This window comes from Streptomyces sp. CS113 (assembly GCF_002188365.1).
Taxonomy (GTDB): domain Bacteria; phylum Actinomycetota; class Actinomycetes; order Streptomycetales; family Streptomycetaceae; genus Streptomyces; species Streptomyces tendae.
Map to the genome: position 1 here is coordinate 7,198,918 of NZ_KZ195574.1, position 24,234 is coordinate 7,223,151.

A 24,234-nucleotide genomic window follows, 5' to 3' on the forward strand; every position below is an offset into this window, starting at 1 on the left:
TGTCGGTGGTCATAGCGTAGGGGAAACGCCCGGTTACATTTCGAACCCGGAAGCTAAGCCTTACAGCGCCGATGGTACTGCAGGGGGGACCCTGTGGGAGAGTAGGACGCCGCCGAACTCCTTTTAGAGCTCTGGCTCTTGGGCATGCAGCCCGAGAGCCAGAGCTTTTTTGCGTTGAGGTAAGGTCAGTGAGCATCATTGGCTCGTTTCCCCCAGGAGGCCCCCGCGTGGAGGTCCAGGAGACCCGCGTGCAGACCGACCGGGTCCTCACCATCCCGAACATCCTCAGCATGGCGCGCCTGGCCGGCGTGCCCCTGTTCCTGTGGCTCATCCTGCGACCCGAGTTCGGCGGGCCGCAGAGCGACGGCTGGGCGCTGTTGGTGCTGGCCCTGAGTGGGGTCAGCGACTACCTGGACGGAAAGCTCGCGCGGCGCTGGAACCAGATCAGCAGCCTCGGCCGGCTGCTGGACCCCGCGGCCGACCGGCTCTATATCCTCTCGACACTGGTGGGCCTCACCTGGCGCGAGATTCTCCCGCTCTGGTTGACCCTTGTACTGCTGGCCCGGGAAGCGATGCTGCTGGTGATGGTGGGCATCCTCCGGCGCCACGGCTATCCGCCGCCGCAGGTGAACTTCCTGGGCAAGGCCGCCACCTTCAACCTCATGTACGCCTTCCCCCTGCTTCTGCTGAGCGACGGAAGCGGATGGATCGCGTCACTCGCCGCTGTGTTCGGATGGGCGTTCGCCGGATGGGGTACAACCCTGTATTGGTGGGCAGGTGTTCTCTACGTGGTGCAGGTCCGCCGCCTGGTTCGTGCGGACGTCGCAGCCGATTGAACTCGCCGATTGTGCGGTCCCGGTGGCCGGATGGCCCCCGCTGGAAAAGTGCGGGACCCTGGACGGGTGAAGTCGGCTAAACCGTCGTCTCTCAGAGGAGGACGCTTCCGACATGAAGGCCGTCGTGATGGCTGGAGGCGAAGGCACACGCCTTCGTCCCATGACCTCGAGCATGCCCAAACCGCTCCTGCCGGTGGTCAACCGGCCGATCATGGAGCACGTGCTTCGGCTGCTCAAAAGGCATGGGCTCAATGAGACCGTCGTGACCGTCCAGTTCCTGGCCTCCCTGGTCAAGAACTACTTCGGTGACGGCGAGGAGCTCGGAATGGAGCTCACCTATGCCAATGAGGAGAAGCCACTCGGTACCGCCGGAAGCGTCAAGAACGCGGAGGAGGCGTTGAAGGACGATGCCTTCCTCGTCATTTCCGGCGATGCCCTGACCGACTTCGACCTCACCGACCTGATCAATTTCCACAAGGAAAAGGGCTCGCTCGTCACGGTGTGCCTGACGCGCGTGCCCAACCCACTGGAATTCGGCATCACCATCGTCGACGAAGAGGGCAAGGTCGAGCGCTTCCTGGAGAAGCCGACGTGGGGCCAGGTGTTCTCGGACACGGTGAACACCGGGATCTACGTCATGGAGCCCGAGGTCTTCGACTACGTCGACCCCGATGTGCCCGTGGACTGGTCCGGTGACGTCTTCCCGCAGCTGATGAAGGAAGGCAAGCCGATCTACGGCTATGTCGCCGAGGGCTACTGGGAGGACGTCGGCACCCACGAAAGCTATGTGAAGGCCCAGGCCGACGTCCTGGAGCGCAAGGTCGACGTCGACATCGACGGCTTCGAGATCTCGCCCGGGGTCTGGGTGGCCGAGGGTGCCGAGGTGCATCCCGACGCCGTGCTGCGCGGGCCCCTGTACGTGGGCGACTACGCCAAGGTCGAGGCCGGCGCGGAGATCCGCGAGCACACGGTCGTCGGGTCCAACGTCGTCGTCAAGAGCGGCGCCTTCCTGCACAAGGCCGTGGTCGCCGACAACGTGTACGTCGGACCGCACAGCAATCTGCGGGGCTGTGTGGTCGGCAAGAACACCGACATCATGCGGGCCGCGCGGATCGAGGACGGCGCGGTCATCGGCGACGAATGCCTGGTCGGTGAAGAATCGATCATCCAGGGGAATGTGCGGGTCTACCCGTTCAAGACGATCGAGGCCGGTGCCTTCGTCAACACCTCGGTCATCTGGGAGTCCCGCGGTCAGGCGCATCTGTTCGGCGCCCGGGGTGTCTCCGGCATCCTGAACGTGGAGATCACGCCGGAACTCGCCGTACGGCTGGCCGGTGCGTACGCGACGACCCTGAAGAAGGGGTCCACCGTCACCACGGCCCGCGACCACTCCCGTGGCGCCCGCGCGCTGAAGCGGGCGGTGATCTCCGCGCTTCAGGCCAGCGCCATCGACGTACGCGACCTGGAGAACGTACCGCTGCCCGTGGCGCGGCAGCAGACCGCGCGGGGCAGCGCCGGCGGGATCATGATCCGGACCACCCTCGGGGTGCCGGACTCCGTCGACATCATGTTCTTCGACGGACAGGGCGCCGACCTGTCGCAGGGCAGCCAGCGGAAGCTGGACCGGGTGTTCGCGCGGCAGGAGTACCGCCGGGCGTTCCCCGGAGAGATCGGGGACCTGCACTTCCCGTCCAGCGTGTTCGACTCCTACACCGGGTCCCTGCTGCGCAACGTCGACATCACCGGCATCGCGGAGTCCGGGCTCAAGGTCGTCGTCGACGCCTCCAACGGCAGCGCGGGGCTGGTGCTGCCGAGCCTGCTCGGGAAGCTGGGCGTCGACTCGCTGACCATCAACCCCGGCCTCGACGAGGCCAGGCCCACCGAGTCCGCGGACATGCGGCGGTCCGGTCTGGTGCGCCTCGGGGAGATCGTGGCGTCCTCGCGGGCCGCGTTCGGGGTGCGGTTCGACCCGGTCGGCGAGCGGCTGTCGCTCGTCGACGAGAAGGGCCGCATCATCGAGGACGACCGAGCACTGCTGGTCATGCTGGACCTGATCGCGGCCGAGCGGCGCAGCGGCCGGGTGGCGCTCCCGGTGACGACGACCAGGATCGCCGAGCAGGTCGCCGCGTACCACGGCACGCAGGTCGAGTGGACGACCACCTCCCCGGACGACTTGACGCGAGTGGGGGGCGAGGAAGGCGCGATCTTCGGCGGGGACGGCAAGGGCGGCTTCATCGTCCCGGAGTTCAGCAGTGTCTACGACGGCACGGCGGCCTTCGTGCGGCTGATCGGGCTGGTGGCACGGACGCAGCTCACGCTGAGCCAGATCGACGCGCGGATCCCGCGGGCGCACGTCCTGAAGCGTGATCTGGCGACTCCGTGGGCGGTCAAGGGCCTGGTGATGAGGCGGGTCGTCGAGGCGGCCGGAGACCGGTTCGTGGATACGACGGACGGGGTGCGGGTGGTCGAGACCGACGGGCGCTGGGTGATGGTGCTGCCCGACCCGGCGGAAGCGGTCACGCACCTGTGGGCCGAGGGCCCCGACGACGCCTCCGCGCAGGCGCTGCTGGACGAGTGGGCCGCGGTGGTGGACAGCGCGGGCCGCTGAAAACGCACCGCACGCGTGCGTGCCGGACAAGTGTCCCCAAGGGGGCCTGTCCGGCACGCCGGTGGGGCCGTTCGGAGGTAGTGGCGGTGGCGTGCGACGATGTGCGGCATGCCGCAGCCACCCCCCGTTCGGAGCACATCCACGCGGCCCGCGCGCCCGGACGCGTCCATGTCCCTGCTCACCAATGTCATGGACCACAGCCTCGACGACGGATACGCCGAGGCCGCCGCGCGGAAGAAGGCCGACGGCAGCGGTGGCATGCCCAAGACGCTGCGCGCCAAGCTGGGCCTGGCGGCCGGTCTGGTCCTCGCGGCCCTGGTCGTGACGGTCGGCGCGGCCCAGGCGCGGGTCGCCGCTCCCGTCGTCGCGAAGGAGCGTGAGGAGCTGGTCGACCGCATAGAGGGGGAGACCTCCGCGGCCGACAAGCTGGAGAAGAGCGTCGACGAGCTGCGCGACGAAGTGAACACACGCCGGCGTGAGGCACTGGAGAAGAGCGGCGACGGCGACCGGTCCGACCTGATGGGGATGTTGTCGGGCGCGGTGGAAGTGCACGGCCCCGGCGTGAAACTCGTGGTGAACGACGCCAAGGATGTCAGCGGCACGGGCGCCGACGGGCAGCCGCGCGGCACCTCCGGCTTCTCCGACACCGGCCGGGTGCGCGACCGGGACATGCAGCGGGTGGTCAACGGGCTGTGGGAGTCCGGTGCCGAGGCGATCTCGATCAACGGTCAGCGTCTGACGGCACTGTCGGCGATCAGGGCCGCCGGTGACGCGATACTGGTCGACAACAGGCCGCTGGTGCCGCCGTACACGGTGCTCGCGGTGGGGGACGGCGAGCAGCTCAGCAGAGGGTTCCAGGACAGTGCCGACGGGCTGTACCTGCATGCTCTTCAGGAGAGCTACGGCATCCGGACCGCCATCTCCGTCGCGGACGACCTCAAGCTGCCGGCCGCGCCGAGTGTGATCGTACGTACAGCACAACCGATATCCGAGAAGGGCACATCGTGATCGCCGTACTGGGCCTCGTCGTGGGAGTCGTGGCCGGATTGCTGGTCCGGCCCGAGGTGCCGGCGGCCGTGGAGCCGTATCTGCCGATCGCCGTCGTGGCGGCGCTGGACGCCGTCTTCGGTGGTCTGCGGGCCATGCTCGACGGCATCTTCGACGACAAGGTCTTCGTGGTGTCGTTCCTGTCGAACGTGGTCGTGGCCGCGCTGATCGTGTTCCTGGGCGACAAGTTGGGTGTGGGCGCCCAGCTGTCCACCGGTGTCGTGGTGGTCCTCGGCATCCGGATCTTCTCCAACGCCGCGGCGATCCGCCGCCACGTCTTCCGGGCGTGAGGCAGATGAGCGACCACGAGGAGCAGCCCGCGAACAGGCTGCGCGAGGAACTGCCCGACGAAGTGCCGCCCTCGCCGCCCGCGCCCGGGCGGGACCCGCAGGGCGCACGGCCGGAGCGGAACGGGCCGGCCGGCAGGCAGCGGCTCCTGAAGGGGCTGTGGCCGCCGCGCCTGACCCGGGCGCAACTCATCGTCGCGCTGCTCCTGTTCGGGCTCGGGTTCGGCCTCGCGGTCCAGGTGGCGTCCAACAGTGACAGCGACAGCGCGCTGCGTGGTGCCCGCCAGGAGGATCTGGTCCGCATCCTCGATGAACTGGACGACCGAACTCAGCGTCTTGAAGACGAGAAGCAGGGCCTCGAGAAGCAGCGCGACGAGCTGGAGAACAGCTCCGACCAGGCGGAGGAGGCCCGCAAGCAGACGCTCGAGAAGGAGCGGCAACTGGGCATTCTCGCGGGCACCGTGGCCGCGCAGGGGCCCGGGATCACGGTGACCATCGAGGACACGAAGGGGACGGTTGAGGCGGACATGCTGCTCGACGCCATCCAGGAGCTGCGCGCGGCGGGTGCCGAGGCGATCCAGGTGAACGGCGTACGGGTCGTCGCCGGCACGTATCTCGCGGACGCCGACAACTCCGTCGCCGTCGACGGGAACAAGATCAACGCGCCGTATCGTTTCCTGGTCATCGGCAAGCCGCAGGACCTCGAACCGGCTCTCAACATTCCTGGAGGAGTGGTGCAGACTCTGGAGAAGGAACAGGCCACCGTTACTGTTGAGCGGTCGAGCAAGATCGTCGTGGACGCCTTGCGAGCGGCGGAGCGGCCTGACTACGCTCGGTCGTCCTCCCAGTGAACCGACGGTGCATGGCGGACGTCCGGCGAGGGCATGAGGTTGCGGGGGGTCGGCGCACCGATTGGGTGGTGCGTGGTGGAAACTGTCTGGTGGAGACGGACGTTGTGAAGGTGTCCGGGTCGGCCAGTGCGTTCAGTAAGGGTTCGTCCTGCCCCACGGGCGGGTCTGTTTCGGTCAAGGGGAATCGCCCGTGAAGTTGTTTGCGAAGTTGTTCGGCAAGAGCGCGCGAGAGGGCAGCGGCGACAACGCGACCGCCCGTCATCGCGCACAGCCCGACGCGGAGGGCCGACGCCCGATGTACCGGGACCAGGTGGGTGGTCCGGGCGCGCCGTCTGTTGACCCTGCTCAGTCCGGCGGCATAGGTTTCGGCCAGCCCTCGGCCTCGGGTACGGGTGGAGGGTTCAACCCCGACCCGTACGCGTCGAACGCCCCGGCGGGGCAGCCGCGGCAGGAGGATCCGTCCATGTCGGCCCTGGTGTGTACGAGGTGCGGCAACCGCAACGCGGAGAACAGCCGCTTCTGCTCCAACTGCGGCGCTCCACTGCGGGCCGGCGCGGTCCCGGAGCGCGCGTCCGAGACCACCTCCACGATCTCCATCTCCGGTCTGGAGGCCTACGACGCCGAGGTCACCGGTCAGACGGCGATGCCGGCGCTCTCTCCCGAGGCGCAGGCGGCCGTGGACGCGCTGCCGCTGGGCTCCGCGCTCCTGGTCGTGCGCCGCGGTCCGAACTCGGGCAGCCGCTTCCTGCTCGACGGTGAGCTGACCACCGCCGGCCGTCACCCGCAGAGCGACATCTTCCTGGACGACGTGACGGTCTCGCGCCGTCACGTGGAGTTCCGGCGCAGCCCGGACGGCTCGTTCACGGTCGCCGACGTCGGCAGCCTGAACGGCACCTACGTCAACCGCGAGCGCATCGACCAGGTCGCCCTGTCGAACGGTGACGAGGTGCAGATCGGCAAGTACCGGCTGGTGTTCTACGCGAGCCAGCGGGGTTACTGACCCGCCCCCGGGCCGCGCGCCCGGGGAACCTCCAGGGAAGGTCCATGTTTCAAACACCGAGCGGCGGTGCCGGGCAAGGCGCCGCCGCCACGGACAGTGGGCTGATGAGCATCGGCGCGGTGCTGAACGCACTGCGTGACGAGTTCCCCGACATCACCATCTCCAAGATCCGTTTCCTGGAGTCGGAGGGCCTCGTCGAGCCGCGGCGGACCCCGGCCGGGTATCGCAAGTTCAGTGCGCACGACGTCGAGCGGCTCGCCCAGGTGCTGCGCATGCAGCGGGACCACTACCTGCCGCTCAAGGTGATCCGCGAGCATCTGGACGCAGTGGAGCGCGGCGAGGCCGTCACGCTGCCACGGGTCGGCCGGCAGCGGGACGGCGAGGCCGTACCGGAGTCCGCCGAGGCCCCGACGGTGGCCAGGATCGGCCGGGACGAGCTGCTCGCCACGGCCGGGATCGGCGACCAGGAGCTGAAGGAGTGGGAGTCGTACGGACTGCTCGCCCCGCTGCCCGACGGGGCGTACGACGCCGAGGCGGTCACCGTGGCGTCGCTGGTGGTGCAGCTGGGGCGCTTCGGTATCGAGCCGCGGCACCTGCGGGTGATGAAGGCCGCCGCCGACCGGGAGGCCGGGCTCGTGGACCAGGTGGTGGCCCCGCTGAAGCGGCATCGCAACCCCCAGACCAGGGCACACGCGGAAGAGCGCACCAAGGAGCTGGCGGGTCTCGCGGTGAGGCTGCACGCCGCGTTGGTGCAGACCGCCCTGGGCGTGCGGCTGCCCTGAACGGGGCGGGAACGAGGATCCGGGCCACCCGCCCGGTCCCGACCCGCGGCACCGGCCCGTTCCAGACCCGGATCGCCCACCCGATCCCGGCCCGACTACCCAAACGTCCCGGGCACGGCCTAGGGTTGCTGTGTGAACGAGCTCGATGTCGTAGGTGTCCGGGTCGAGATGCCCTCCAACCAGCCGATCGTGCTGCTGCGCGAGGTGGGCGGCGACCGTTACCTTCCCATCTGGATCGGACCTGGGGAGGCGACGGCGATCGCCTTCGCCCAGCAGGGCATGGCGCCCGCGCGCCCGCTGACCCACGACCTGTTCAAGGACGTGCTGGAAGCCGTCGGCCAGGAGCTCACGGAAGTGCGCATCACCGACCTGCGGGACGGGGTCTTCTACGCCGAGCTGGTGTTCGCGAGCGGGGTCGAGGTCAGTGCCAGGCCCTCCGACGCCATAGCGCTGGCCCTGCGCACCGGTACGCCGATCTACGGCAGCGACACGGTCCTCGACGACGCCGGCATCGCCATTCCGGACGAGCAGGAGGACGAGGTGGAGAAGTTCCGCGAGTTCCTCGACCAGATCTCGCCCGAGGACTTCGGGACCAGTAACCAGTGAGACGCGGCCCCGTTCGCGCACATCCGGCTAGCCTTTCCCGGGACAGGGCACGGGAAACCACTCGTAGGGTGATTATCACTCGGCGTGCCGAGTGTGGCGATCGTTGACGCACCCTTGGTGACTGCCTACCTTCGAGGAGGCAGGTCAAGGACGGAGGTCGGCGTGAGAATCAGCGGCGACGGTACGGTTGGGGGTGGCCCCGGGCACGGCCTGGGGGCAGGCGGTCCGTACCCGCCCCCGGGCTCCCGGCTTCGCGCGAGCGCGAGCCACGCCCAGCACGGTGGCGCGGCCGATCCCGGTCCGCAGCGACCGGCAGCGGTGCCGACCAGCGGAGGGGCGACGTCCATGGCGTCCGAGCAGATCGGCTATCGCGGCCCGACGGCCTGCGCGGCCGCCGGCATCACCTACCGGCAGCTCGACTACTGGGCCCGCACGGGGCTCGTCGAGCCCAGCGTGCGGCCCGCGCACGGCTCCGGAACGCAGCGTCTGTACAGCTTCCGCGACGTGGTCGTGCTGAAGATCGTCAAGCGTTTCCTCGACACCGGGGTCTCCCTGCAGAACATCCGCACCACCGTCCAGCACCTCAGGGAGCGCGGCTTCCGGGACCTGGAGCGGATGACGCTGATGAGCGACGGCGCCACCGTCTACGAGTGCACCTCGCCCGACGAGGTGCACGCACTGCTCCAGGGCGGCCAGGGCATCTTCGGGATCGCCGTCGGCGTCGTCTGGCGGGACGTGGAGGGTGCGCTGTCCCAGCTGCACGGGGAGCGGATCGACACGGGGGAGACCCTGGTCGGGCACAATCCCGCCGACGAGCTGGCCCGGCGGCGGAACAACCGGGCGGTCTGAGTCCCGTGGCGCGACCGGCTCGGTCCTGCCGGTCGCGGCGGGATTGTCAGTGGCGTAGGGCAGCATCGGAGATGTGAGATCCGTGCCCACGATCCTGCATCTCGACATGGATGCCTTCTTCGCCTCGGTGGAGCAGGCGTCCAAGCCGAGCCTGCGCGGAAAGGCCGTGGTGGTGGGCGGCCTCGGACCGCGCGGCGTGGTCGCCACCTGTTCGTACGAGGCCCGGGTGTTCGGCGTGCACTCCGCGATGCCGATGGGCCAGGCCCGTCGGCTCGCGCCGCACGCCGCCTACCTCGTTCCGCGCTTCGAGCTCTACCGGTCGATCAGCGAGCAGGTGATGCGGCTGCTGCGGGAGCTGTCGCCGCTGGTGGAGCCGCTGAGCCTGGACGAGGCCTTCGTGGACCTGGAGGCCGGCGGCACGGCCCGGGACGCCGAGACGGCGCGGCTGGCCGGGGCGAAGCTGCGCACGGACATCCGCACCGTCACCGGCCTCACCGGGTCCGTGGGCCTCGCCGCCTCCAAGATGCTCGCCAAGATCGCCTCGGAACAGGCCAAGCCCGACGGACTGGTGCTCATCCCGCCCGGGACGGAGCGGGCCATGCTGGAGCCGATGACGGTGCGCACGCTGCCCGGCGTGGGCCCGGCCACGGGAGACCATCTGCGGCGCGCCGGGATCACCACGGTCGGCGAGATCGCCGAGGCGGGCGAGGACGAGCTGGTGCGGTTGCTGGGCAAGGCGCACGGCCACGCGCTGTACGCCATGGCGCTCGCGCGGGACGAGCGGCCGGTGGTGGCCGAGCGGGAGACCAAGTCGGTGTCGGTCGAGGACACCTACGACGTGGACATCCACGACCGGGTGCGGGTCGGCGTCGAGGTGGGACGGCTCGCGGACCGCTGCGTGCGGCGGCTGCGCGCCTCCGGCCTGTCCGGGCGGACCATCGTGCTCAAGGTGCGCAGATACGACTTCTCCACGCTGACCCGCTCCGAGACCCTGCGCGGGCCCACCGACGACCCCGCGGTGGTGCGCGAGGCGGCCGCGCGACTGCTGGACTCGGTGGACACCACGGGCGGCGTGCGGCTGCTCGGCGTGGGAGTCAGCGGGCTCGCCGACTACACGCAGGAGGACCTGTTCGCGCAGGCCGCGGAGGGGCGGGCCGAGGAACTGGCCGAGGAGCCCGAGACCGCGCCCGCCGAGGAGCACAGACCCTCGCCCACCGAGCGGCGGTGGCCGGCGGGGCACGACGTGCGGCACACGGAGCTGGGGCACGGCTGGGTGCAGGGCAGCGGTCTCGGGCGGGTCACCGTGCGATTCGAGACGCCGTACTCGGAGGTCGGGCGGGTGCGGACCTTCCCGGTGGACGACCCGGAGCTGACACCGGCGGATCCGCTGCCGCTGGTCGCCGCCGCGGAGGGCGGCGAGGGTGGCGAGGGCGGTCAGCCGTCGTCGTTGCCCCTGCCGGCCAGCTTGCCGAAGTCGTGGTCGGGGGGCGGGGGACCGGCGGCCACGTCCAAGCCGTAGTGGTGGTACAGCTGGAGTTCCTGTTCCGGCGAGAGGTGCCGGCCGACGCCGAAGTCGGGCGCCTCCTTGATCAGGGCCCGGTCGAAGGGCACGCGCAGGGCGCCGTCGACCAGCTCGCTGGGCTCCAGGGGGACGAAGGCGTCCCTGCTGAAGAGGCCGGTCCGTATCGCCGCCCACTCGGGGACGCCGGTGGCATCGTCGAGGTAGACCTCGTCCACGGTGCCGATCCTGGTGCCGTCGCGGTCGAACGCCTTGCGGCCGATCAGGTTCCGCGGATCGATGTCAGTACGCACGGGGCCCTCCACTTGATCGCACCACTGGGCCGGATGTGGTCGCACCAGCCGCCTAATCATCCGTAAGTACTACAAAAAGGCACAAGGGCTCGGTCGGCCACTCGAAGTCCGTGCGGCGGCCTCGCTGGTACGCTGGCAAACGGCTGCTGACCCCGCGCGGGAGAGTCCTCCGGACACCACCGGAGGCGCCGAAGGAGCAAATCCTCCCCGGAATCTCTCAGGCTCACGTACCGCACGGACGAGGTCACTCTGGAAAGCAGAGCGGGTGTCGACGGCTTCCGCTCTCACCGACGGTGAAAGCCGGGAGAGCCCCAGGGCTCGCCCGGTGAAGCTCTCAGGTTGAGATGACAGAGGGGGAGGCCGTCCGGGTACCCGCGCCGTGGTGCCCCTCGAAGGTCGTCAGACCAGGAGGCCTCCGCAATGACCGCCCACCGCACTCCGCTCTCCGAGCTCGAACAGGCCATGCCCTTCGAGCAGCGCCACATCGGCCCCGACCACGAGGCCCGGGCCAAGATGCTCGCGCAGGTCGGTTACGGTTCGCTCGACGAACTGACGGCCGCCGCGGTGCCGGATGTGATCAAGAACGCCGACCGGCTGGACCTGCCGGGCGCGCGCTCCGAGGCCGAGGTGCTGGCCGAGCTGCGCTCCCTGGCCGACCGCAACCAGGTCCTCGACTCCATGATCGGCCTCGGCTACTACGGCACCTTCACCCCGCCGGTCATCCTGCGCAACGTCATGGAGAACCCGTCCTGGTACACGGCGTACACGCCGTACCAGCCGGAGATCTCCCAGGGCCGGCTCGAGGCCCTCCTGAACTTCCAGACCATGGTCGCCGAGCTGACCGGCCTGCCCACCTCCGGTGCCTCGCTGCTCGACGAGGGCACCGCCGCCGCCGAGGCGATGGCCCTGTCCCGGCGCATGGGCAAGAACAAGAAGGGCCTGTTCCTGGTCGACGCGGACACGCTGCCGCAGACCGTCGCCGTGATACAGACCCGTGCCGAGCCGACCGGCGTCGAGGTCGTCGTCGCCGACCTGAGCGAGGGCATCCCCGCCGAGGTCGCCGAGCGCGAGATCAACGGCGTCCTGATCCAGTACCCGGGCGCCTCCGGAGCCGTCCGCGACATCAAGCCGGTGATCGACCGGGCGCACGAGCTGGGCGCTCTCGTCACCGTCGCCGCCGATCTGCTCGCCCTCACGCTGCTCACCTCGCCCGGCGAGCTGGGCGCGGACATCGCCGTGGGCACCACCCAGCGCTTCGGCGTGCCGATGGGCTTCGGCGGACCGCACGCCGGCTTCATGGCGGTGCACGAGAAGTTCGCCCGCAGCCTGCCCGGCCGCCTGGTCGGCGTCTCGGTCGACGCGGACGGCAACAAGGCCTACCGCCTGGCCCTGCAAACCCGCGAGCAGCACATCCGCCGCGAGAAGGCCACCAGCAACATCTGCACCGCGCAGGTGCTGCTCGCCGTCATGGCCGGCATGTACGCCGTCTACCACGGCCCCGAGGGCCTGCGGGCCATCGCGCGGCGCACCCACCGCTACGCCACGATCACCGCCGCCGGACTCGCCGAGGGCGGTGTCGAGATCGTCCACGGCGCCTACTTCGACACGGTCACCGCGCGGGTGCCCGGCCGGGCCGCCGCGATCGTCCACGCCGCCCGCGAGAACGGCATCAACCTGCGGCTCGTCGACGCCGACCACGTGTCGTTCGCCTGCGACGAGACCACCACGCGGGCCCAGGTCGGCGGCGTGTGGCACGCCTTCGGCGTCGAGGGCGACATCGAGTCGCTGGACGCGGAGAGCGGGGAGGCGCTGCCCGAGTCGCTGCTGCGCACCGACGACTTCCTGACCCACCCCGTCTTCCACCAGCACCGCTCCGAGACCGCGATGCTGCGCTACCTGCGCCGCCTCGCCGACCGGGACTACGCGCTGGACCGCGGCATGATCCCGCTGGGCTCCTGCACGATGAAGCTCAACGCGACCACCGAGATGGAGCCGGTCACCTGGCCCGAGTTCGGCGCGCTGCACCCCTTCGCCCCCGCCGACCAGGCGCAGGGCTACCTGACCCTCATCCGCGAGCTGGAGGAGCGGCTCGCCGAGGTCACCGGGTACGACAAAGTCTCGCTCCAGCCCAACGCCGGGTCGCAGGGCGAGTTCGCCGGCCTGCTCGCCGTACGCGGCTACCACCGGGCCAACGGCGACGAGCAGCGCACCGTCTGCCTCATCCCGTCCTCCGCGCACGGCACCAACGCCGCCAGCGCCGTCATGGCGGGCATGAAGGTCGTCGTCGTCAAGACCGCCGAGGACGGCGAGATCGACGTCGAGGACCTGCGGGCCAAGATCGAGAAGCACCGCGACGAGCTGGCCGTGCTGATGATCACCTACCCCTCCACGCACGGTGTGTTCGAGGAGCACGTCGCCGACATCTGCGCGCAGGTGCACGACGCCGGCGGCCAGGTCTACGTGGACGGCGCCAACCTCAACGCCCTGGTCGGCCTCGCCAAGCCCGGCCACTTCGGCGGCGACGTCTCCCACCTGAACCTGCACAAGACCTTCTGCATCCCGCACGGCGGCGGCGGTCCCGGCGTCGGCCCCGTGGCCGTACGGTCGCACCTGGCGCCGTACCTGCCCAACCACCCGTTGCAGCCCGCGGCCGGTCCGCAGACCGGTGTCGGTCCGATCTCGGCGGCGCCGTGGGGCTCGGCCGGCATCCTGCCGATCTCCTGGTCGTACGTCCGGCTGATGGGCGGCGAGGGCCTCAAGCGGGCCACGCAGGTGGCCGTGCTGTCCGCCAACTACATCGCCAAGCGCCTGGAGCCGCACTTCCCGGTGCTCTACAACGGTCCCGGCGGGCTGGTGGCGCACGAGTGCATCATCGACCTGCGCCCGCTGACCAAGGCGACCGGCGTGAGCGTCGACGACGTCGCCAAGCGGCTGATCGACTACGGCTTCCACGCGCCGACGATGTCCTTCCCGGTGGCCGGCACGCTGATGATCGAGCCGACCGAGTCCGAGGACCTGGCCGAGCTGGACCGGTTCTGCGAGGCGATGATCGCCATCCGCGCGGAGATCGAGAAGGTCGGCTCCGGCGCCTGGCCCGCCGACGACAACCCGCTGCGCGGCGCCCCGCACACCGCGGGCGCGCTGGGCGGCGAGTGGGACCACGCGTACACGCGCGAGGAGGCCGTCTTCCCGGCCGGGGTGTCCGCCGCCGACAAGTACTGGCCGCCGGTGCGCCGCATCGACCAGGCCTACGGCGACCGGAACCTGGTCTGCTCCTGCCCGCCGCTGGACGCGTACGAGGACTGAGTCCCGCCGCATAAGGGGGACAGGCCCCGTCCGGGCCGCGGAGACGCGGTGTCCGGGCGGGGCCTGTCCGCGTCTCAGGCCGTGGCGAGCGACACCTCCGTCGACTTGACCAGCGCGACCACGGGCACGCCGACGGACAGCCCCAGGTCGTCGGCGGCCTGCCGGGTGATGGCGGCCGTCAGCTCGGCGCCCTCGACGGCGACCGCGACGGAGACCATCGCCGCGCCGGTGGTGACGGCGGTGACCGTGCCCGGCAGCCGGTTGCGGATGGACAGGCCCTCGAAGCGCCCGGTGGCCAGCGCCACCTCCGTGGACTTCACCAGGGCCCGTACGGCGCTGCCGGGGGCGAGTGCGAGGTCCTCGGCCGACTCCCGGGTGATCGCCGCGGTGAGGTCCTGGCCGCCGGAGAGACGGACCCCGACCGTAGCCATGGCCTCGCCCGGGGTGACGGCGGTGACGGTGCCGGGGAGCTGGTTGCGGATGCTCAGGCTCATGGGGGCACCGTAGGGGGTGTCGTTTGGATCTTGCCGGGGTCGGCCACAAGGCACCGCCGGCCGCGGCCGGCCTGATCCAAACGACACCCCCTGGCCCGGCCAAGGATCTTATGCCGGGTATGCATGGGTCTGCGTCGCCTTGACCGTCGCCCACACCGGTGCGCCCAGGTGGAGGCCCAGCTCGGCCGCGGCGACCGTGGTGAGGTCGGCGGCGAGCGCGAGTTCCCCGGTGAGGCCCACGCGGATCTGGTCGCCGCGGCTCTCCATCCCCGCGACCTCGCAGCGCCACAGGTTGCGGGCGCTGGACCCGGTGGGACGCGCGCCGTACAGGGTCACGGCGCTCGGCGGGAACGCGACGAAGACCGGGCCCGCGAGATCCTCGCTGGTGGTGATCGCGGGGCCCGTGCCGAGTCGCACGGTGTGGCCCTCCGCCCGGCCCCGGTACAGGTTCAGGCCGACCAGCTGCGCGATGTAGTCCGTACGGGGCCGGCGGGCGATGTCGGCGGGCCCGCCCTCCTGGACGACCGCGCCGTCCTCCACCACGACCAGCCGGTCGGCCAGCACCATGGCGTCCAGCGGGTCGTGCGTGACCAACACGGCGACGGCCTCGAACGCGGCGAGATGGCGGCGGAGCCGGGCCCGCACCTCCAGCCGGGTCCGGGCGTCCAGGGCCGCCAGGGGCTCGTCCAGGAGCAGCAGTCGCGGGTGGGTGGCCAGGGCGCGGGCCAAGGCGACGCGCTGGGCCTGCCCTCCGGAGAGGCGGCGCGGTTTGGCACCCGCGTGCTCGGCGAGACCCATCCGCTCCAGCCACGCCGCGGCCTGCGTCCGTGCCTCCGCCTTGCCCGCACCTCGGCAGCGCGGTCCGAAGGCCACGTTGTCGAGGGCGGTCAGGTGCGGGAAGAGCAGGTAGTCCTGGAAGACGACGCCGACCGGGCGGGCCTCCGGCGGCGTACGGTCCAGCTCGGCGCCGTCCAGGCGCAGGTGACCGCCGGTGAGCGGGACCAGCCCGGCGAGCGCGCGCAGGGCGGTGGTCTTGCCCGCGCCGTTGGGCCCGAGGAGGGCCACGACGTCGCCGGGCGCGGCGGCGAGCGCGACGTCCAGGCGGAAGGAGCCGCGGTCCACGACGAGCCGGGCGTCGAGGCCGCCGGCGGGTGCCGCGTCGCCGGAGGGGTCCGTGGCGGTCGGGTTCTCGGTGTCGGTCATGTCGCCCTCGTCCGGGCCGGACGGCCCTGCCGGGTGGTCGTGTCGGCCCGCTTCCGGACGGCCGGTGAGGTGCCGCGTCCGGTGGTCACGAGGCCCTGATCCAGCGGTCCCGCAGACCTGCCAGGACGGCGATGGAGACGGCCAGCAGCACCAGGCTGAGGGCGATCGCCGCCGCCGGGTCGTTCTGGAGGGCGAGGTAGACGGCCAGCGGCATGGTCTGGGTCCGGCCGGGGAAGTTGCCCGCGAACGTGATCGTCGCTCCGAACTCGCCCAGTGCCCGCGCCCAGGCCAGCACGGCGCCCGCCGCGATGCCCGGCGCGATCAGCGGGAGCGTCACCCGGCGGAACGCGGTGAAGCGGGAGGCGCCCAGGGTGGTGGCGGCCTCCTCGTAGCGCGGGTCGGCGGCGCGCAGGGTGCCCTCCACACTGATGACCAGGAACGGCATCGCCACGAACGTCTCGGCGAGGACGACGCCCGTCGTCGTGAACGGCAGGGTGATCCCGAACCAGGCCTCGAGCCACTGCCCGACGACGCCGTTGCGCCCGAACGCCAGCAGGAGCGCGACACCGCCCACCACCGGCGGCAGTACCAGCGGCAGCGTCACCAGCGCGCGGACGAACCCCCGGCCGGGGAAGTCCGTACGGGCCAGCAGCCAGGCCAGGGGGACGCCGACGAGCAGGCTCAGCGCGGTCGCGGACGTCGCGCACAGCAGCGACAGCCGCAGCGCCTGCCACACCCCGGGGCTGGACAGCTGCTCCGGCAGGCCGCTCCACGGGGCGCGGATCACCAGGGCCAGCAGGGGCAGCAGCAGGAAGGCCAGGCCTACCAGGGCGGGCACCAGCAGAGGGACCGGCACCATGCGTCCCCGGCGGCGGGTACGGCGCGGCCCGCCGGCCACCGGACCGGCCCCGGCCGGTGCGGGCGTCTTTCCGGCGGTCCCGGTCACGGCGTGCGGAACCCGGCGCCGGTGAGGACCCGCTGCCCCTCGGCGGACTTCACCAGCTCGACGAAGGCCTGGGCCGCGTCGGTGTTGGGGGCGTCCTTGAGGACGGTGATCGGGTAGTCGTTGACCGCCTTGGCCGACTCGGGGAAGTCGACGCCCGTCACCTTGTCGCCGGCCGCCTTCACATCGGTCCTGTAGACGACCGCAGCGTCCGCCTCCTTCAGTTCGACCTTGGTCAGGGCGGCCTTGACGTCCTGCTCGTAGGAGACCGGGGTGAGTTCGAGGCCGCCGGCGTCCAGGGCCTTCTGGGCCGCCGCCCCGCACGGCACGGTCTTGTCGCACAGCACGACCTTGAGGCCGGATGCGGTGAGGTCCTTCAGGGAGGAGACGTGATCCGGGTTGCCGGGCGGCGTGGCGATCTCCAGTTGGTTGCGCACGAAGGTGGCGGGGGTGCCGGCCGCGGCCCCGGCGTCGGTGACGGTGGCCATCGTCTTCGGGCTGGCGGAGGCGAACACGTCCGCCGGGGCGCCGCCGGTGATGCTGGCGGCGAGGGTGTCACTGCCTGCGAAGTTGAAGGTGACCTCGGTGCCCGGGTGCTGCTTCTCGAAGGTCTCGCCGAGCGCCGTGAAGCTCTCCTTGAGCGAGGCCGCGGCGAAGACGGTGACTTGACCGGAGAGCTTCGGGACGGAGGACGACGAGGTGCCGGCGGAGTCCGCGTCCGAGCCCGAGGACGACGAGCAGGCGCTCAGCGCGAGCAGCGCCGCGGCCCCCGCGCCGGCCACCCGCGCGGTACGGCGGATGCGGTGGGTCCTGCGCACGGAACGGGTCATCACGGGCCACTCCCTCGGCGTCCTGGGCGGGGGCCGACGGCTCGGCGGCCGAGCGACCGGAGCCCCCCGTTGCGCCGATCATACTTCCGCATGTGCGAGGGGTATGTCTCCTGTCGCATCGCATGAGCGAGGTGTGCGCGGCGAAAGGCTGGCATGTGCGTTCGCACGGTCGGCGCTGTACGAGCTTGCGCTCGTCGCCGGTCACTCGCTCACGTCCGGTCGATATGGACATTCGTCGACTTCACCCGGGCGGTGGCCTCCACGCCGACCTCCAGGCCGAGTTCCTCCACCGCCTCCCTGGTCAGCAGGGAGACGAGCCGGTGCGGGCCGGCCTGGATCTCGACCTGGGCCGCGACATCGCCGAGCTTGATCGCGGTCACGATCCCGGGGAACGCGTTGCGGACCGAGGTGTGCGGGGTCTCCTCGTCGGCGCCGCCGGAGCGGGCCAGTTCGACCGAGAACGCGGCCAGGTCGCGCCCGTCGACGACGCGCCGTCCGCCCTCGTCGCGGTGGGTGGCGATCCGGCCCGCGTCGGCCCAGCGGCGCGCGGTGTCCGGGCTGACGCCGAGCAGCCGCGCCGCCCGGCCGATCGTGTAGGACTGCATGCCGGTCACGATAGGCCGCGGGGGTGGAGCGGTGGACGCGGGGTTGGCCGTTGGGTATAACGCGATATAGCGTTAGTCGGCGTCAGTCTGCCACAGTGGCCGGGCGTTCGCGGGACGCCAGGGGAGATCGGGGTTCGAGCTATGTCGGTGCAGCCCTCGCAGGAAGACGCGACGCCCGCGCTCCGGGCCTCGCACGCGGACCGGGACCGGGCCGTGGACGTACTGAGCGCCGCCGCCGGCGACGGCCGGCTGACCGCCGAGGAGCTGGACGAGCGGGTGGGGGCGGCGCTCACCGCGCGCACCCAGGCGGAGCTGGCCGCCCTCACCGCCGACCTGCCGGCCGCGGCGGACCGCGTTCCGGGCCCGGCGGCCAAGGACGTGGTCCGCATCGACCAGCAGGGGGCGTCCACCCGGCGGGGCGAGGGCTGGGTGGTGCCGCGGCGGATGGAGATCCGGTCGGCCTGGGGCGAGGTGACGCTCGATCTCGCGCGAGCCGTGATCACGCACGACACCCTCCACATCGATCTCGACATGCGGGCCGGAGCGCTGAAGGTCGTGACCCGGCCCGGCATCGTGGTGGACACCGACTCCCTGGCGACGAGCTACGCCGAGGTGAAGACGCCGCGGGCCGTCGACACGGGAGTGCCCGTGGTGCTGAGGGTGGAGATCACGGGCGAAATCAGCTGGGGGCAGGTCGTGGTGCGCTCGCCGCGCCGCAGGCTGGGACGCCGGTCGTAGCGGGGGCGCTCAGCCGGGGGCCGCCGCGGGAGCGGGCGGCGGCGCCGTGCTGGAGCGCACGATCAGGTCCGTGGGCAGTTCGACCCGTGCCGGGTCCGGATGTTCGTCGCGGGTCCGGCTGAGCACCGTGCGCGCGGCCGTCCTGCCCATGTCGGCGAGCGGCTGGCGCACGGTCGTCAGGGGCGGTGCCGACCAGCGGACCTCCGGAAGGTCGTCGAAGCCGACGACGCTCATGTCCTGCGGCACCCTCAGCCCCCGCCGGCGCAGCGCCTCGATCGCGCCCAGTGCCATCTGGTCGCCGGCCGCGAAGACGGCCGTCGGCGGCTCGGGCAGCTCCAGCAGGGCCTCGCAGGCCGCGAAGCCGGACGCGTGGCGGAAGTCGCCGGGGACGATCAGGTCCTCGTCGACGGCGACGCCCGCGCCGTCCAGTGCGGCGCGGTAGCCGTCGTGACGGGCGCGTGAGCACAGCAGCCGCGGCGGCCCGGCGATCAGGCCGATCCGGCGATGCCCCAGCGCCAGCAGGTGCTCGGTGGCCAGCAGGCCGCCCGACCGGTTCGCGGCGCCGACGGTGGGCACGTCCCGGGCGGGGGCGCCGGCGGGGTCGACGACGACCAGCGGTACGCCGAGGATGCGCAACTGCTGGTGGAGCACCGGATCCAGGGCCGAGGTGACGAGGACGACGCCGTCGGAGGCACGGGCCCGCAGGTTGAGCATCCACTGACGGGCGTCGCCCGAGCGTCCGTGGACCGTGGAGACCACGGTGCCGACCCCGGCGGCGCGGGCCACCTCCTCGACCCCGCGGATGATCTCCACGGCCCAGGGGCTGTCCAGGTCGTTGAAGACCAGGTCGATCAGGGCGGCCCGGCGGCCGGGGGCCGCGGCGCGCTTGCGGTACCCGTGGCGGCGCAGCAGTTCCTCCACCCGCGCCCTGGTCCCGGGCGACACGTCCGAGCGGCCGTTCACGACCCGGGACACGGTCGGCACCGAGACACCCGCGCGGCGGGCGATGTCCGTGATCGTGACCCTGCCCCGGCGGCCGGCGGTCGTTCCCGCCCGGAGCTCGTCTGCTGCCACTTCCCCCACCTCCGCCGACACCGACCGCGAAACCTCCGGGAGTCTTCCGGAAACGGCACGCCCGGGGGAAGGAGTGCCGGGCCAGGAAACCGGGCCGTCACCGTGTCGGGCCGGGTAGGACACGCGGAGTGACCGGGCCGGGACGCGCGTGGGGGCCGGTGCGCAGCCGTGGCTACGGGCCGGCCCCGTGCTGCTCCGGGCGGGGTGACACCGCCCGGCCGGTGGTCAGGCGGCGGTCGTCAGGCCCGCGCCGACCGGGCGGTGCGGGGCGATGGCGCGACCGTCCGGCAGTAGCTCACCGGTGTCCTCGAAGAGGACGACACCGTTGCACAGCAGGCTCCAGCCCTGCTCCGGGTGGTGCGCCACGAGACGGGCGGACTCCCGGTCGGCGGAGACGGCTGAGGGGCACGGTGGCTGGTGCTGACACATGAGTGGGGTCTCTCGGTCTGTGGTGATGGATGAGTTCGTGCTCTGGTCTGTGCCGCGGCGTGAAGCCTCGTTCATGGCCGCCCCCCGTTGTTTGATTCGTCCGAACCCAGTGTTGCCCCACGGACGTCGATCCGCAGGTATTTGGCAGCACCGCTTCTCACAGGTTGATGACGCGTCACCCGCGCGGACGGTTCAGCGCAACTGCACTGTCACTTCGGATGGTTCGGCATGGCCGAATGGGGCTAGTCCGCGCGGGTCGGGCGGGGCTGCGGGCCGGCGGGGGCGGCGACGGCTCCAGGCCGGCGGGGCGGCGGGGACGGATCAGGCGGGAGAACCCAGCAGCCGCGTCGGCGTCACCCGGTCCGTGAGCACCGGCAGCAGTTCGGCGACCCGGTGCGGCCGGTGCGCCGCGATGCCGGGCGGGGCCGGCGCCAGCGGCACCAGCAGGTCGGTGGCCGCGGGGTGCCCGGACGCGGGGTCCGCGGCGCAGTCGCCGTGCAGCCACAGGGTGAGCATGTACAGCTCGGGAACCGACAGCAGCCGCGGCTGGCAGGACTGGGGCACCGACTCGGCCTGCCGCAGCGCCCGCTCGGTCGAGGCGACGTAGGGGCCTTCGAAGAAGTGCGAGAACGTCCAGCCGTCGGGGGTCAGCCTCGTCTCGGCCGCCGCCACGGTCCGGTCGCCGCACCGGAGGTGGAACCGCCAGCCGGCCAGTCGCGTCGCCGCCACGCCCTCCGCCGTGACCCGGTCGAGCACATGCACGGGCAACGGCAGTTCGGGTGTGACGGGTCCCTGGGCGTCGAGCAGCGCGGGGGTCCGGGCCTCGCGGACCGCGGTGGGCGAGGAGAGGGCGGTGAGGACGGAGCGCAGGGCGGGCGCGGGGGCCTGGGGGGCTCGCAGGGGCATGATGGGTCGCCTCTCATTCGAAGGCACGGTGGCGCGAGGGCGGAGCTGGGCGGACGACGCTGTCGGCTCACAGGGCTGGGGAAGGCAGGGGCCGGGGCCGGGAACCGAGGTGCGGGAGAGAGCCCTGCCGCGCGTCAGTTCGACGGCGGGATCCTTCGACCGTGGGCGCCGATCCGCTGCCTTGTCCGCGGAGTTTATACGACATGTGTTCAGACTGTGTTTCGGCTAGCCGATTCCGGCAACGAGTACAAGGCTGAATTCGGCCGTCGGGATGCGGTATTCCTCCGTATTTCGGGCCAGGTGTACGGCGATGACCTCGGGGAATGTTCACCGAGCGGTCGGCCAATTGTCGTCGGCGTTTTTCACGAGTTGCCGGCCCGGGAAACTGCTCGACGCGCCATGCCCGGTGAATGTGCCACCGGTCACACCGGCACAGCGTAGCGGCTGCCGGGTCGGCGCGGGGACGTTATCGATCGCTTCGGCGGGGCATCATCCCACCTGACCGGCCACCGGACAGCGGCGGGCCGGATCTTCCACTCATCGCTCCGAGAAGGGACTCTTCCATGGGGGAGAAGGTCGTGGCAGGTCAGTTCGACCTGTCCGATCGCCAGCGCTACCGCGAGAAGCTCCAGCGGTGCCTGACGGGCCTGGAGCGACTTCTGGCGGAGAAGCGGTTCGACCGCCCGAAGAACCTGATGGGGCTGGAGATCGAATTGAATCTCGTCGGTGCCGACGGGATGCCGAAAATGTTGAATGCGCAAGTCCTCGAGCGCATCGCGAGCCGGGACTTCCAGACAGAACTCGCCATGTTCAACCTGGAGGTCAACATTGCTCCCCACCGTCTGGGCGGCCGGGTATTCGACCGGCTCGCCGAGGAGATCCGTACGTCCTTGGCATATGCGGACCGCAAGGCGGGCGAGGTGGACGCGGGAATCGCGATGATCGGCATTCTGCCGACGCTGGACCGGGACGACCTGGTCTCGTCCAATCTCTCCGCCGTCGACCGGTACGCCCTGCTCAACGAACAGATCGTGGCCGCCCGCGGCGAGGACTTCACCCTCGACATCGAGGGCGTCGAGCGCCTGACCTGCACCTCCAAGTCCATCGCCCCCGAGGCCGCCTGCACCTCGGTGCAGCTCCACCTCCAGGTCACCCCGGACCGCTTCGCCGACGTGTGGAACGCGGCCCAGGCCGTCACGGCCGCCCAGATCGCCGTCGGCGCCAACGCGCCCTTCCTCTTCGGGCGCGAACTGTGGCGCGAGTCCCGGCCCCCGCTGTTCCAGCAGTCCACCGACACCCGCCCGCCCGAACTCCAGGCCCAGGGCGTGCGGCCGCGCACCTGGTTCGGCGAGCGCTGGGTGACCTCGGCGTACGACCTCTTCGAGGAGAACCGGCGCTACTTCCCGGCGCTGCTGCCGATCTGCGACGACGAGGACCCGCTGGACGTCCTGGACGCGGGCGGTGTGCCCGCGCTGTCCGAACTCGTCCTGCACAACGGCACCGTCTACCGCTGGAACCGCCCCGTCTACGACATCGCCGACGGCGTCCCGCACCTGCGCGTCGAGAACCGCGTACTGCCCGCGGGCCCCACCGTCACCGACGTCATCGCCAACGCGGCCTTCTACTACGGGGTCGTGCGCGCACTGGCCGACGAACCCCGACCGGTGTGGACCCGGCTCCCGTTCGAGGCCGCCGCCGCCAACTTCGAGGCCGCGTGCCGCCACGGCATCGACGCCCGTTTCGAGTGGCCCCGGCGCGGCCGGCTGGGCGGCACCAACGAGGTCGACGCCGCCGTCCTCGTACGCGACGAACTGCTGCCGCTCGCCGCGGCCGGTCTCGACGCGTGGGGGGTGGAGCCCGCGGACCGGGACCTCTACCTCGGCGTGATCGAGGAGCGGTGCCGACGCCGGGTCAACGGCGCGTCCTGGCAGGCGGCCACCTTCCACCGGGCGCTGGAGGCGGGTCTGTCCCGGGAGGCCGCGCTGGCCGCCACGACCCGCCGCTACGTCGAGCTGATGCGCGAGGGCGACCCGGTGCACCGGTGGCCGGTGGGCCTGCCGGAACCGGTGCCGCTGAGCTGACCGCCGCGCCGTCCGCCCCCGCCGCGCGCCGCCCCGTACTCATCGGGCAAGCTGTGACGTCCGAGCTGGAGGCAGGTGTGCATGGCGGAGGCGGGCCCGGTGGACGATGCGTTCCCTCAGAAACGACTCGGCGAACAGCCCTTGACCGAGGAGCGGCTCTCACGGCGGATCCTGCGTGACGAGACGCTGCTCGTCCTCGCGCTGTCGCTCGGTGCGAGCGGTGTGTCCGCGCTGATCAGCTTCATCGGCTCGGTCACCCGGCCGGGCGGCCTCAAGGACCAGGCGGCCACCCTCAACGCCTCCGCGGCGCCCGGCCGCCCCTGGCTCGACCTGGCCTGGCAGCTCTTCGGGATCACCACGGCGCTCGTCCCGGTGGCCCTCGTCGCGCACTTCCTGCTGCGCGAGGGGCGCAGTCTGCGCACCCTCGGCTTCGACCGCACCCGTCCCTGGCCGGACCTGGGCCGCGGGGCCGCCGTCGCCGCCGTCATCGGCAGCACCGGCATCGCCTTCTACCTCGCCGCGCGCGGCCTCGGCTTCAACCTCACCGTGGTGCCCGAGGCCCTGCCCGACGTGTGGTGGAAGTACCCCGTCCTGATCCTCTCGGCGGTGCAGAACTCCGTCCTGGAGGAGGTCATCGTCGTCGGCTACCTGCTGCGCCGGCTGGACCAGCTCGGCTGGGGAGCGGGCGCGTCACTGGCGGCCAGTTCGGTGCTGCGCGGGTCGTACCACCTCTACCAGGGGATCGGCGGGTTCGTCGGCAACATGGTGATGGGCGTGGTGTTCGTCCTCCTCTACCGCCGTTGGGGCCGCGTGGGGCCGCTGGTGGTGGCGCACTCGCTGCTCGACATCGGGGCCTTCGTCGGCTACGGACTGCTCGCCGGGAAGGTGGACTGGCTGCCGACGGCGTGACCGCCGGGGCCCGCCCCCCTTGGCGGGGAGCAGGGCGC

23 protein-coding genes, 1 rRNA gene and 1 riboswitch are annotated in these 24,234 nt (G+C 71.5%); of the genes, 15 read left to right on the plus strand and 9 right to left on the minus strand.

Going from position 1 to position 24,234, the window contains the following annotated elements:
- Position 1 precedes the first annotated feature (1 nt).
- From rrf to B9W62_RS32440, 11 genes are all read left to right on the plus strand, one after another.
- A 5S ribosomal RNA gene (gene rrf / locus B9W62_RS32390) occupies positions 2 to 118 on the plus strand.
- Positions 119 to 227: 109 nt separating this feature from the next.
- Positions 228 to 836: a cardiolipin synthase ClsA gene (locus tag B9W62_RS32395; RefSeq protein ID WP_007388195.1), complete on the plus strand. Its 609-nt coding sequence runs from the start codon at positions 228 to 230 to the stop codon at positions 834 to 836.
- 112 nt (positions 837 to 948) lie between these two features.
- Entirely contained in the window at positions 949 to 3,444 is a 2,496-nt protein-coding gene (locus tag B9W62_RS32400; RefSeq protein ID WP_087810469.1) for a mannose-1-phosphate guanyltransferase, read from the plus strand.
- Between the two features lie 99 nt (positions 3,445 to 3,543).
- Positions 3,544 to 4,452: a DUF881 domain-containing protein gene (locus tag B9W62_RS32405; protein WP_087810470.1), complete on the plus strand. Its 909-nt coding sequence runs from the start codon at positions 3,544 to 3,546 to the stop codon at positions 4,450 to 4,452.
- The gene (locus tag B9W62_RS32410; RefSeq protein ID WP_003977440.1) at positions 4,449 to 4,781 is read left to right on the plus strand and encodes a small basic family protein; all 333 of its coding nucleotides are present in this window, start codon (positions 4,449 to 4,451) and stop codon (positions 4,779 to 4,781) included. Before B9W62_RS32405 ends, B9W62_RS32410 begins: the two co-directional genes overlap by 4 nt.
- Before the next feature lie 5 nt (positions 4,782 to 4,786).
- Positions 4,787 to 5,629, plus strand: a complete 843-nt coding sequence (locus B9W62_RS32415; protein ID WP_087810471.1) for a DUF881 domain-containing protein — start codon at positions 4,787 to 4,789, stop codon at positions 5,627 to 5,629.
- 148 nt (positions 5,630 to 5,777) lie between these two features.
- Positions 5,778 to 6,629: an FHA domain-containing protein gene (locus B9W62_RS32420; RefSeq protein WP_256976807.1), complete on the plus strand. Its 852-nt coding sequence runs from the start codon at positions 5,778 to 5,780 to the stop codon at positions 6,627 to 6,629.
- A gap of 44 nt (positions 6,630 to 6,673) precedes the next feature.
- Positions 6,674 to 7,411, plus strand: a complete 738-nt coding sequence (locus tag B9W62_RS32425) for a transcriptional regulator FtsR (RefSeq protein ID WP_087810473.1) — start codon at positions 6,674 to 6,676, stop codon at positions 7,409 to 7,411.
- A gap of 132 nt (positions 7,412 to 7,543) precedes the next feature.
- Positions 7,544 to 8,017 carry a bifunctional nuclease family protein gene (locus B9W62_RS32430; protein WP_030189411.1) on the plus strand — a complete coding sequence of 158 codons (474 nt, stop codon included), beginning with the start codon at positions 7,544 to 7,546 and terminating at the stop codon, positions 8,015 to 8,017.
- 162 nt (positions 8,018 to 8,179) lie between these two features.
- Complete coding sequence (locus B9W62_RS32435) at positions 8,180 to 8,866, plus strand: MerR family transcriptional regulator (RefSeq protein ID WP_179235783.1); 687 nt, start codon at positions 8,180 to 8,182, stop codon at positions 8,864 to 8,866.
- A 73-nt stretch (positions 8,867 to 8,939) separates the two neighbouring features.
- Entirely contained in the window at positions 8,940 to 10,385 is a 1,446-nt protein-coding gene (locus B9W62_RS32440; protein ID WP_087810475.1) for a DNA polymerase IV, read from the plus strand.
- Here B9W62_RS32440 and B9W62_RS32445 read toward each other — a convergent pair.
- Positions 10,301 to 10,678, minus strand: coding sequence for a PRC-barrel domain-containing protein (locus B9W62_RS32445; protein ID WP_179235784.1), 378 nt, complete (start codon positions 10,676 to 10,678; stop codon positions 10,301 to 10,303). The genes B9W62_RS32440 and B9W62_RS32445 overlap by 85 nt on opposite strands.
- Positions 10,679 to 10,825: 147 nt before the next feature.
- A riboswitch (glycine riboswitch) is annotated at positions 10,826 to 10,921 on the plus strand.
- Between the two features lie 177 nt (positions 10,922 to 11,098).
- Between B9W62_RS32445 and gcvP the strand changes: the two genes are divergently transcribed.
- Positions 11,099 to 13,984, plus strand: a complete 2,886-nt coding sequence (gene gcvP / locus B9W62_RS32450) for an aminomethyl-transferring glycine dehydrogenase (RefSeq protein ID WP_087810477.1) — start codon at positions 11,099 to 11,101, stop codon at positions 13,982 to 13,984.
- 74 nt (positions 13,985 to 14,058) lie between these two features.
- On the opposite strand, the gene B9W62_RS32455 is transcribed toward gcvP, so the two are convergent.
- The 5 genes from B9W62_RS32455 to B9W62_RS32475 form a co-directional block, all read right to left on the minus strand.
- Positions 14,059 to 14,478 (minus strand): TOBE domain-containing protein, encoded by a 420-nt coding sequence (locus B9W62_RS32455; protein WP_087810478.1) that lies wholly within the window; start codon positions 14,476 to 14,478, stop codon positions 14,059 to 14,061.
- Between the two features lie 108 nt (positions 14,479 to 14,586).
- Positions 14,587 to 15,681: an ABC transporter ATP-binding protein gene (locus B9W62_RS32460; protein ID WP_087810479.1), complete on the minus strand. Its 1,095-nt coding sequence runs from the start codon at positions 15,679 to 15,681 to the stop codon at positions 14,587 to 14,589.
- A gap of 85 nt (positions 15,682 to 15,766) precedes the next feature.
- Entirely contained in the window at positions 15,767 to 16,627 is an 861-nt protein-coding gene (gene modB / locus B9W62_RS32465) for a molybdate ABC transporter permease subunit (protein ID WP_087810480.1), read from the minus strand.
- A complete protein-coding gene (modA, locus tag B9W62_RS32470) occupies positions 16,624 to 17,454 on the minus strand; it encodes a molybdate ABC transporter substrate-binding protein (RefSeq protein WP_087810481.1) in 831 nt (276 codons plus the stop codon). Before modA ends, modB begins: the two co-directional genes overlap by 4 nt.
- Before the next feature lie 209 nt (positions 17,455 to 17,663).
- Positions 17,664 to 18,059, minus strand: a complete 396-nt coding sequence (locus B9W62_RS32475; protein WP_087810482.1) for a TOBE domain-containing protein — start codon at positions 18,057 to 18,059, stop codon at positions 17,664 to 17,666.
- Between the two features lie 141 nt (positions 18,060 to 18,200).
- Here B9W62_RS32475 and B9W62_RS32480 point away from each other — a divergent pair, with 141 nt between their 5' ends.
- Positions 18,201 to 18,797, plus strand: a complete 597-nt coding sequence (locus B9W62_RS32480; protein ID WP_087810483.1) for a DUF1707 SHOCT-like domain-containing protein — start codon at positions 18,201 to 18,203, stop codon at positions 18,795 to 18,797.
- Positions 18,798 to 18,806: 9 nt separating this feature from the next.
- On the opposite strand, the gene B9W62_RS32485 is transcribed toward B9W62_RS32480, so the two are convergent.
- From B9W62_RS32485 to B9W62_RS32495, 3 genes are all read right to left on the minus strand, one after another.
- Positions 18,807 to 19,871 (minus strand): LacI family DNA-binding transcriptional regulator, encoded by a 1,065-nt coding sequence (locus B9W62_RS32485; RefSeq protein WP_087810484.1) that lies wholly within the window; start codon positions 19,869 to 19,871, stop codon positions 18,807 to 18,809.
- A 225-nt stretch (positions 19,872 to 20,096) separates the two neighbouring features.
- A complete protein-coding gene (locus tag B9W62_RS32490; RefSeq protein WP_007388206.1) occupies positions 20,097 to 20,300 on the minus strand; it encodes a DUF5999 family protein in 204 nt (67 codons plus the stop codon).
- A gap of 321 nt (positions 20,301 to 20,621) precedes the next feature.
- Positions 20,622 to 21,206: a hypothetical protein gene (locus B9W62_RS32495; RefSeq protein WP_179235785.1), complete on the minus strand. Its 585-nt coding sequence runs from the start codon at positions 21,204 to 21,206 to the stop codon at positions 20,622 to 20,624.
- A gap of 563 nt (positions 21,207 to 21,769) precedes the next feature.
- Here B9W62_RS32495 and B9W62_RS32500 point away from each other — a divergent pair.
- Together B9W62_RS32500 and B9W62_RS32505 are read left to right on the plus strand one after the other, a co-directional pair.
- Positions 21,770 to 23,287: a glutamate-cysteine ligase family protein gene (locus B9W62_RS32500; RefSeq protein ID WP_087810486.1), complete on the plus strand. Its 1,518-nt coding sequence runs from the start codon at positions 21,770 to 21,772 to the stop codon at positions 23,285 to 23,287.
- 81 nt (positions 23,288 to 23,368) lie between these two features.
- The gene (locus B9W62_RS32505) at positions 23,369 to 24,196 is read left to right on the plus strand and encodes a CPBP family intramembrane glutamic endopeptidase (RefSeq protein WP_087810487.1); all 828 of its coding nucleotides are present in this window, start codon (positions 23,369 to 23,371) and stop codon (positions 24,194 to 24,196) included.
- Positions 24,197 to 24,234 lie beyond the last annotated feature (38 nt).

What these genes read in the sequence shown, in the direction of transcription:
- B9W62_RS32400 (WP_087810469.1), top strand. Translation starts at nt 949, where the DNA reads ATGAAGGCCGTCGTGATGGCTGGAGGCGAAGGCACACGCCTTCGTCCC.
- B9W62_RS32405 (WP_087810470.1), top strand. Translation starts at nt 3,544, where the DNA reads ATGTGCGGCATGCCGCAGCCACCCCCCGTTCGGAGCACATCCACGCGG.
- B9W62_RS32415 (WP_087810471.1), top strand. Translation starts at nt 4,787, where the DNA reads ATGAGCGACCACGAGGAGCAGCCCGCGAACAGGCTGCGCGAGGAACTG.
- B9W62_RS32425 (WP_087810473.1), top strand. Translation starts at nt 6,674, where the DNA reads ATGTTTCAAACACCGAGCGGCGGTGCCGGGCAAGGCGCCGCCGCCACG.
- gcvP (WP_087810477.1), top strand. Translation starts at nt 11,099, where the DNA reads ATGACCGCCCACCGCACTCCGCTCTCCGAGCTCGAACAGGCCATGCCC.
- B9W62_RS32455 (WP_087810478.1), bottom strand. Translation starts at nt 14,478, where the DNA reads ATGAGCCTGAGCATCCGCAACCAGCTCCCCGGCACCGTCACCGCCGTC.
- B9W62_RS32460 (WP_087810479.1), bottom strand. Translation starts at nt 15,681, where the DNA reads ATGACCGACACCGAGAACCCGACCGCCACGGACCCCTCCGGCGACGCG.
- modA (WP_087810481.1), bottom strand. Translation starts at nt 17,454, where the DNA reads ATGACCCGTTCCGTGCGCAGGACCCACCGCATCCGCCGTACCGCGCGG.
- B9W62_RS32475 (WP_087810482.1), bottom strand. Translation starts at nt 18,059, where the DNA reads ATGCAGTCCTACACGATCGGCCGGGCGGCGCGGCTGCTCGGCGTCAGC.
- B9W62_RS32480 (WP_087810483.1), top strand. Translation starts at nt 18,201, where the DNA reads ATGTCGGTGCAGCCCTCGCAGGAAGACGCGACGCCCGCGCTCCGGGCC.
- B9W62_RS32490 (WP_007388206.1), bottom strand. Translation starts at nt 20,300, where the DNA reads ATGTGTCAGCACCAGCCACCGTGCCCCTCAGCCGTCTCCGCCGACCGG.
- B9W62_RS32495 (WP_179235785.1), bottom strand. Translation starts at nt 21,206, where the DNA reads ATGCCCCTGCGAGCCCCCCAGGCCCCCGCGCCCGCCCTGCGCTCCGTC.
- B9W62_RS32500 (WP_087810486.1), top strand. Translation starts at nt 21,770, where the DNA reads ATGGGGGAGAAGGTCGTGGCAGGTCAGTTCGACCTGTCCGATCGCCAG.
- B9W62_RS32505 (WP_087810487.1), top strand. Translation starts at nt 23,369, where the DNA reads ATGGCGGAGGCGGGCCCGGTGGACGATGCGTTCCCTCAGAAACGACTC.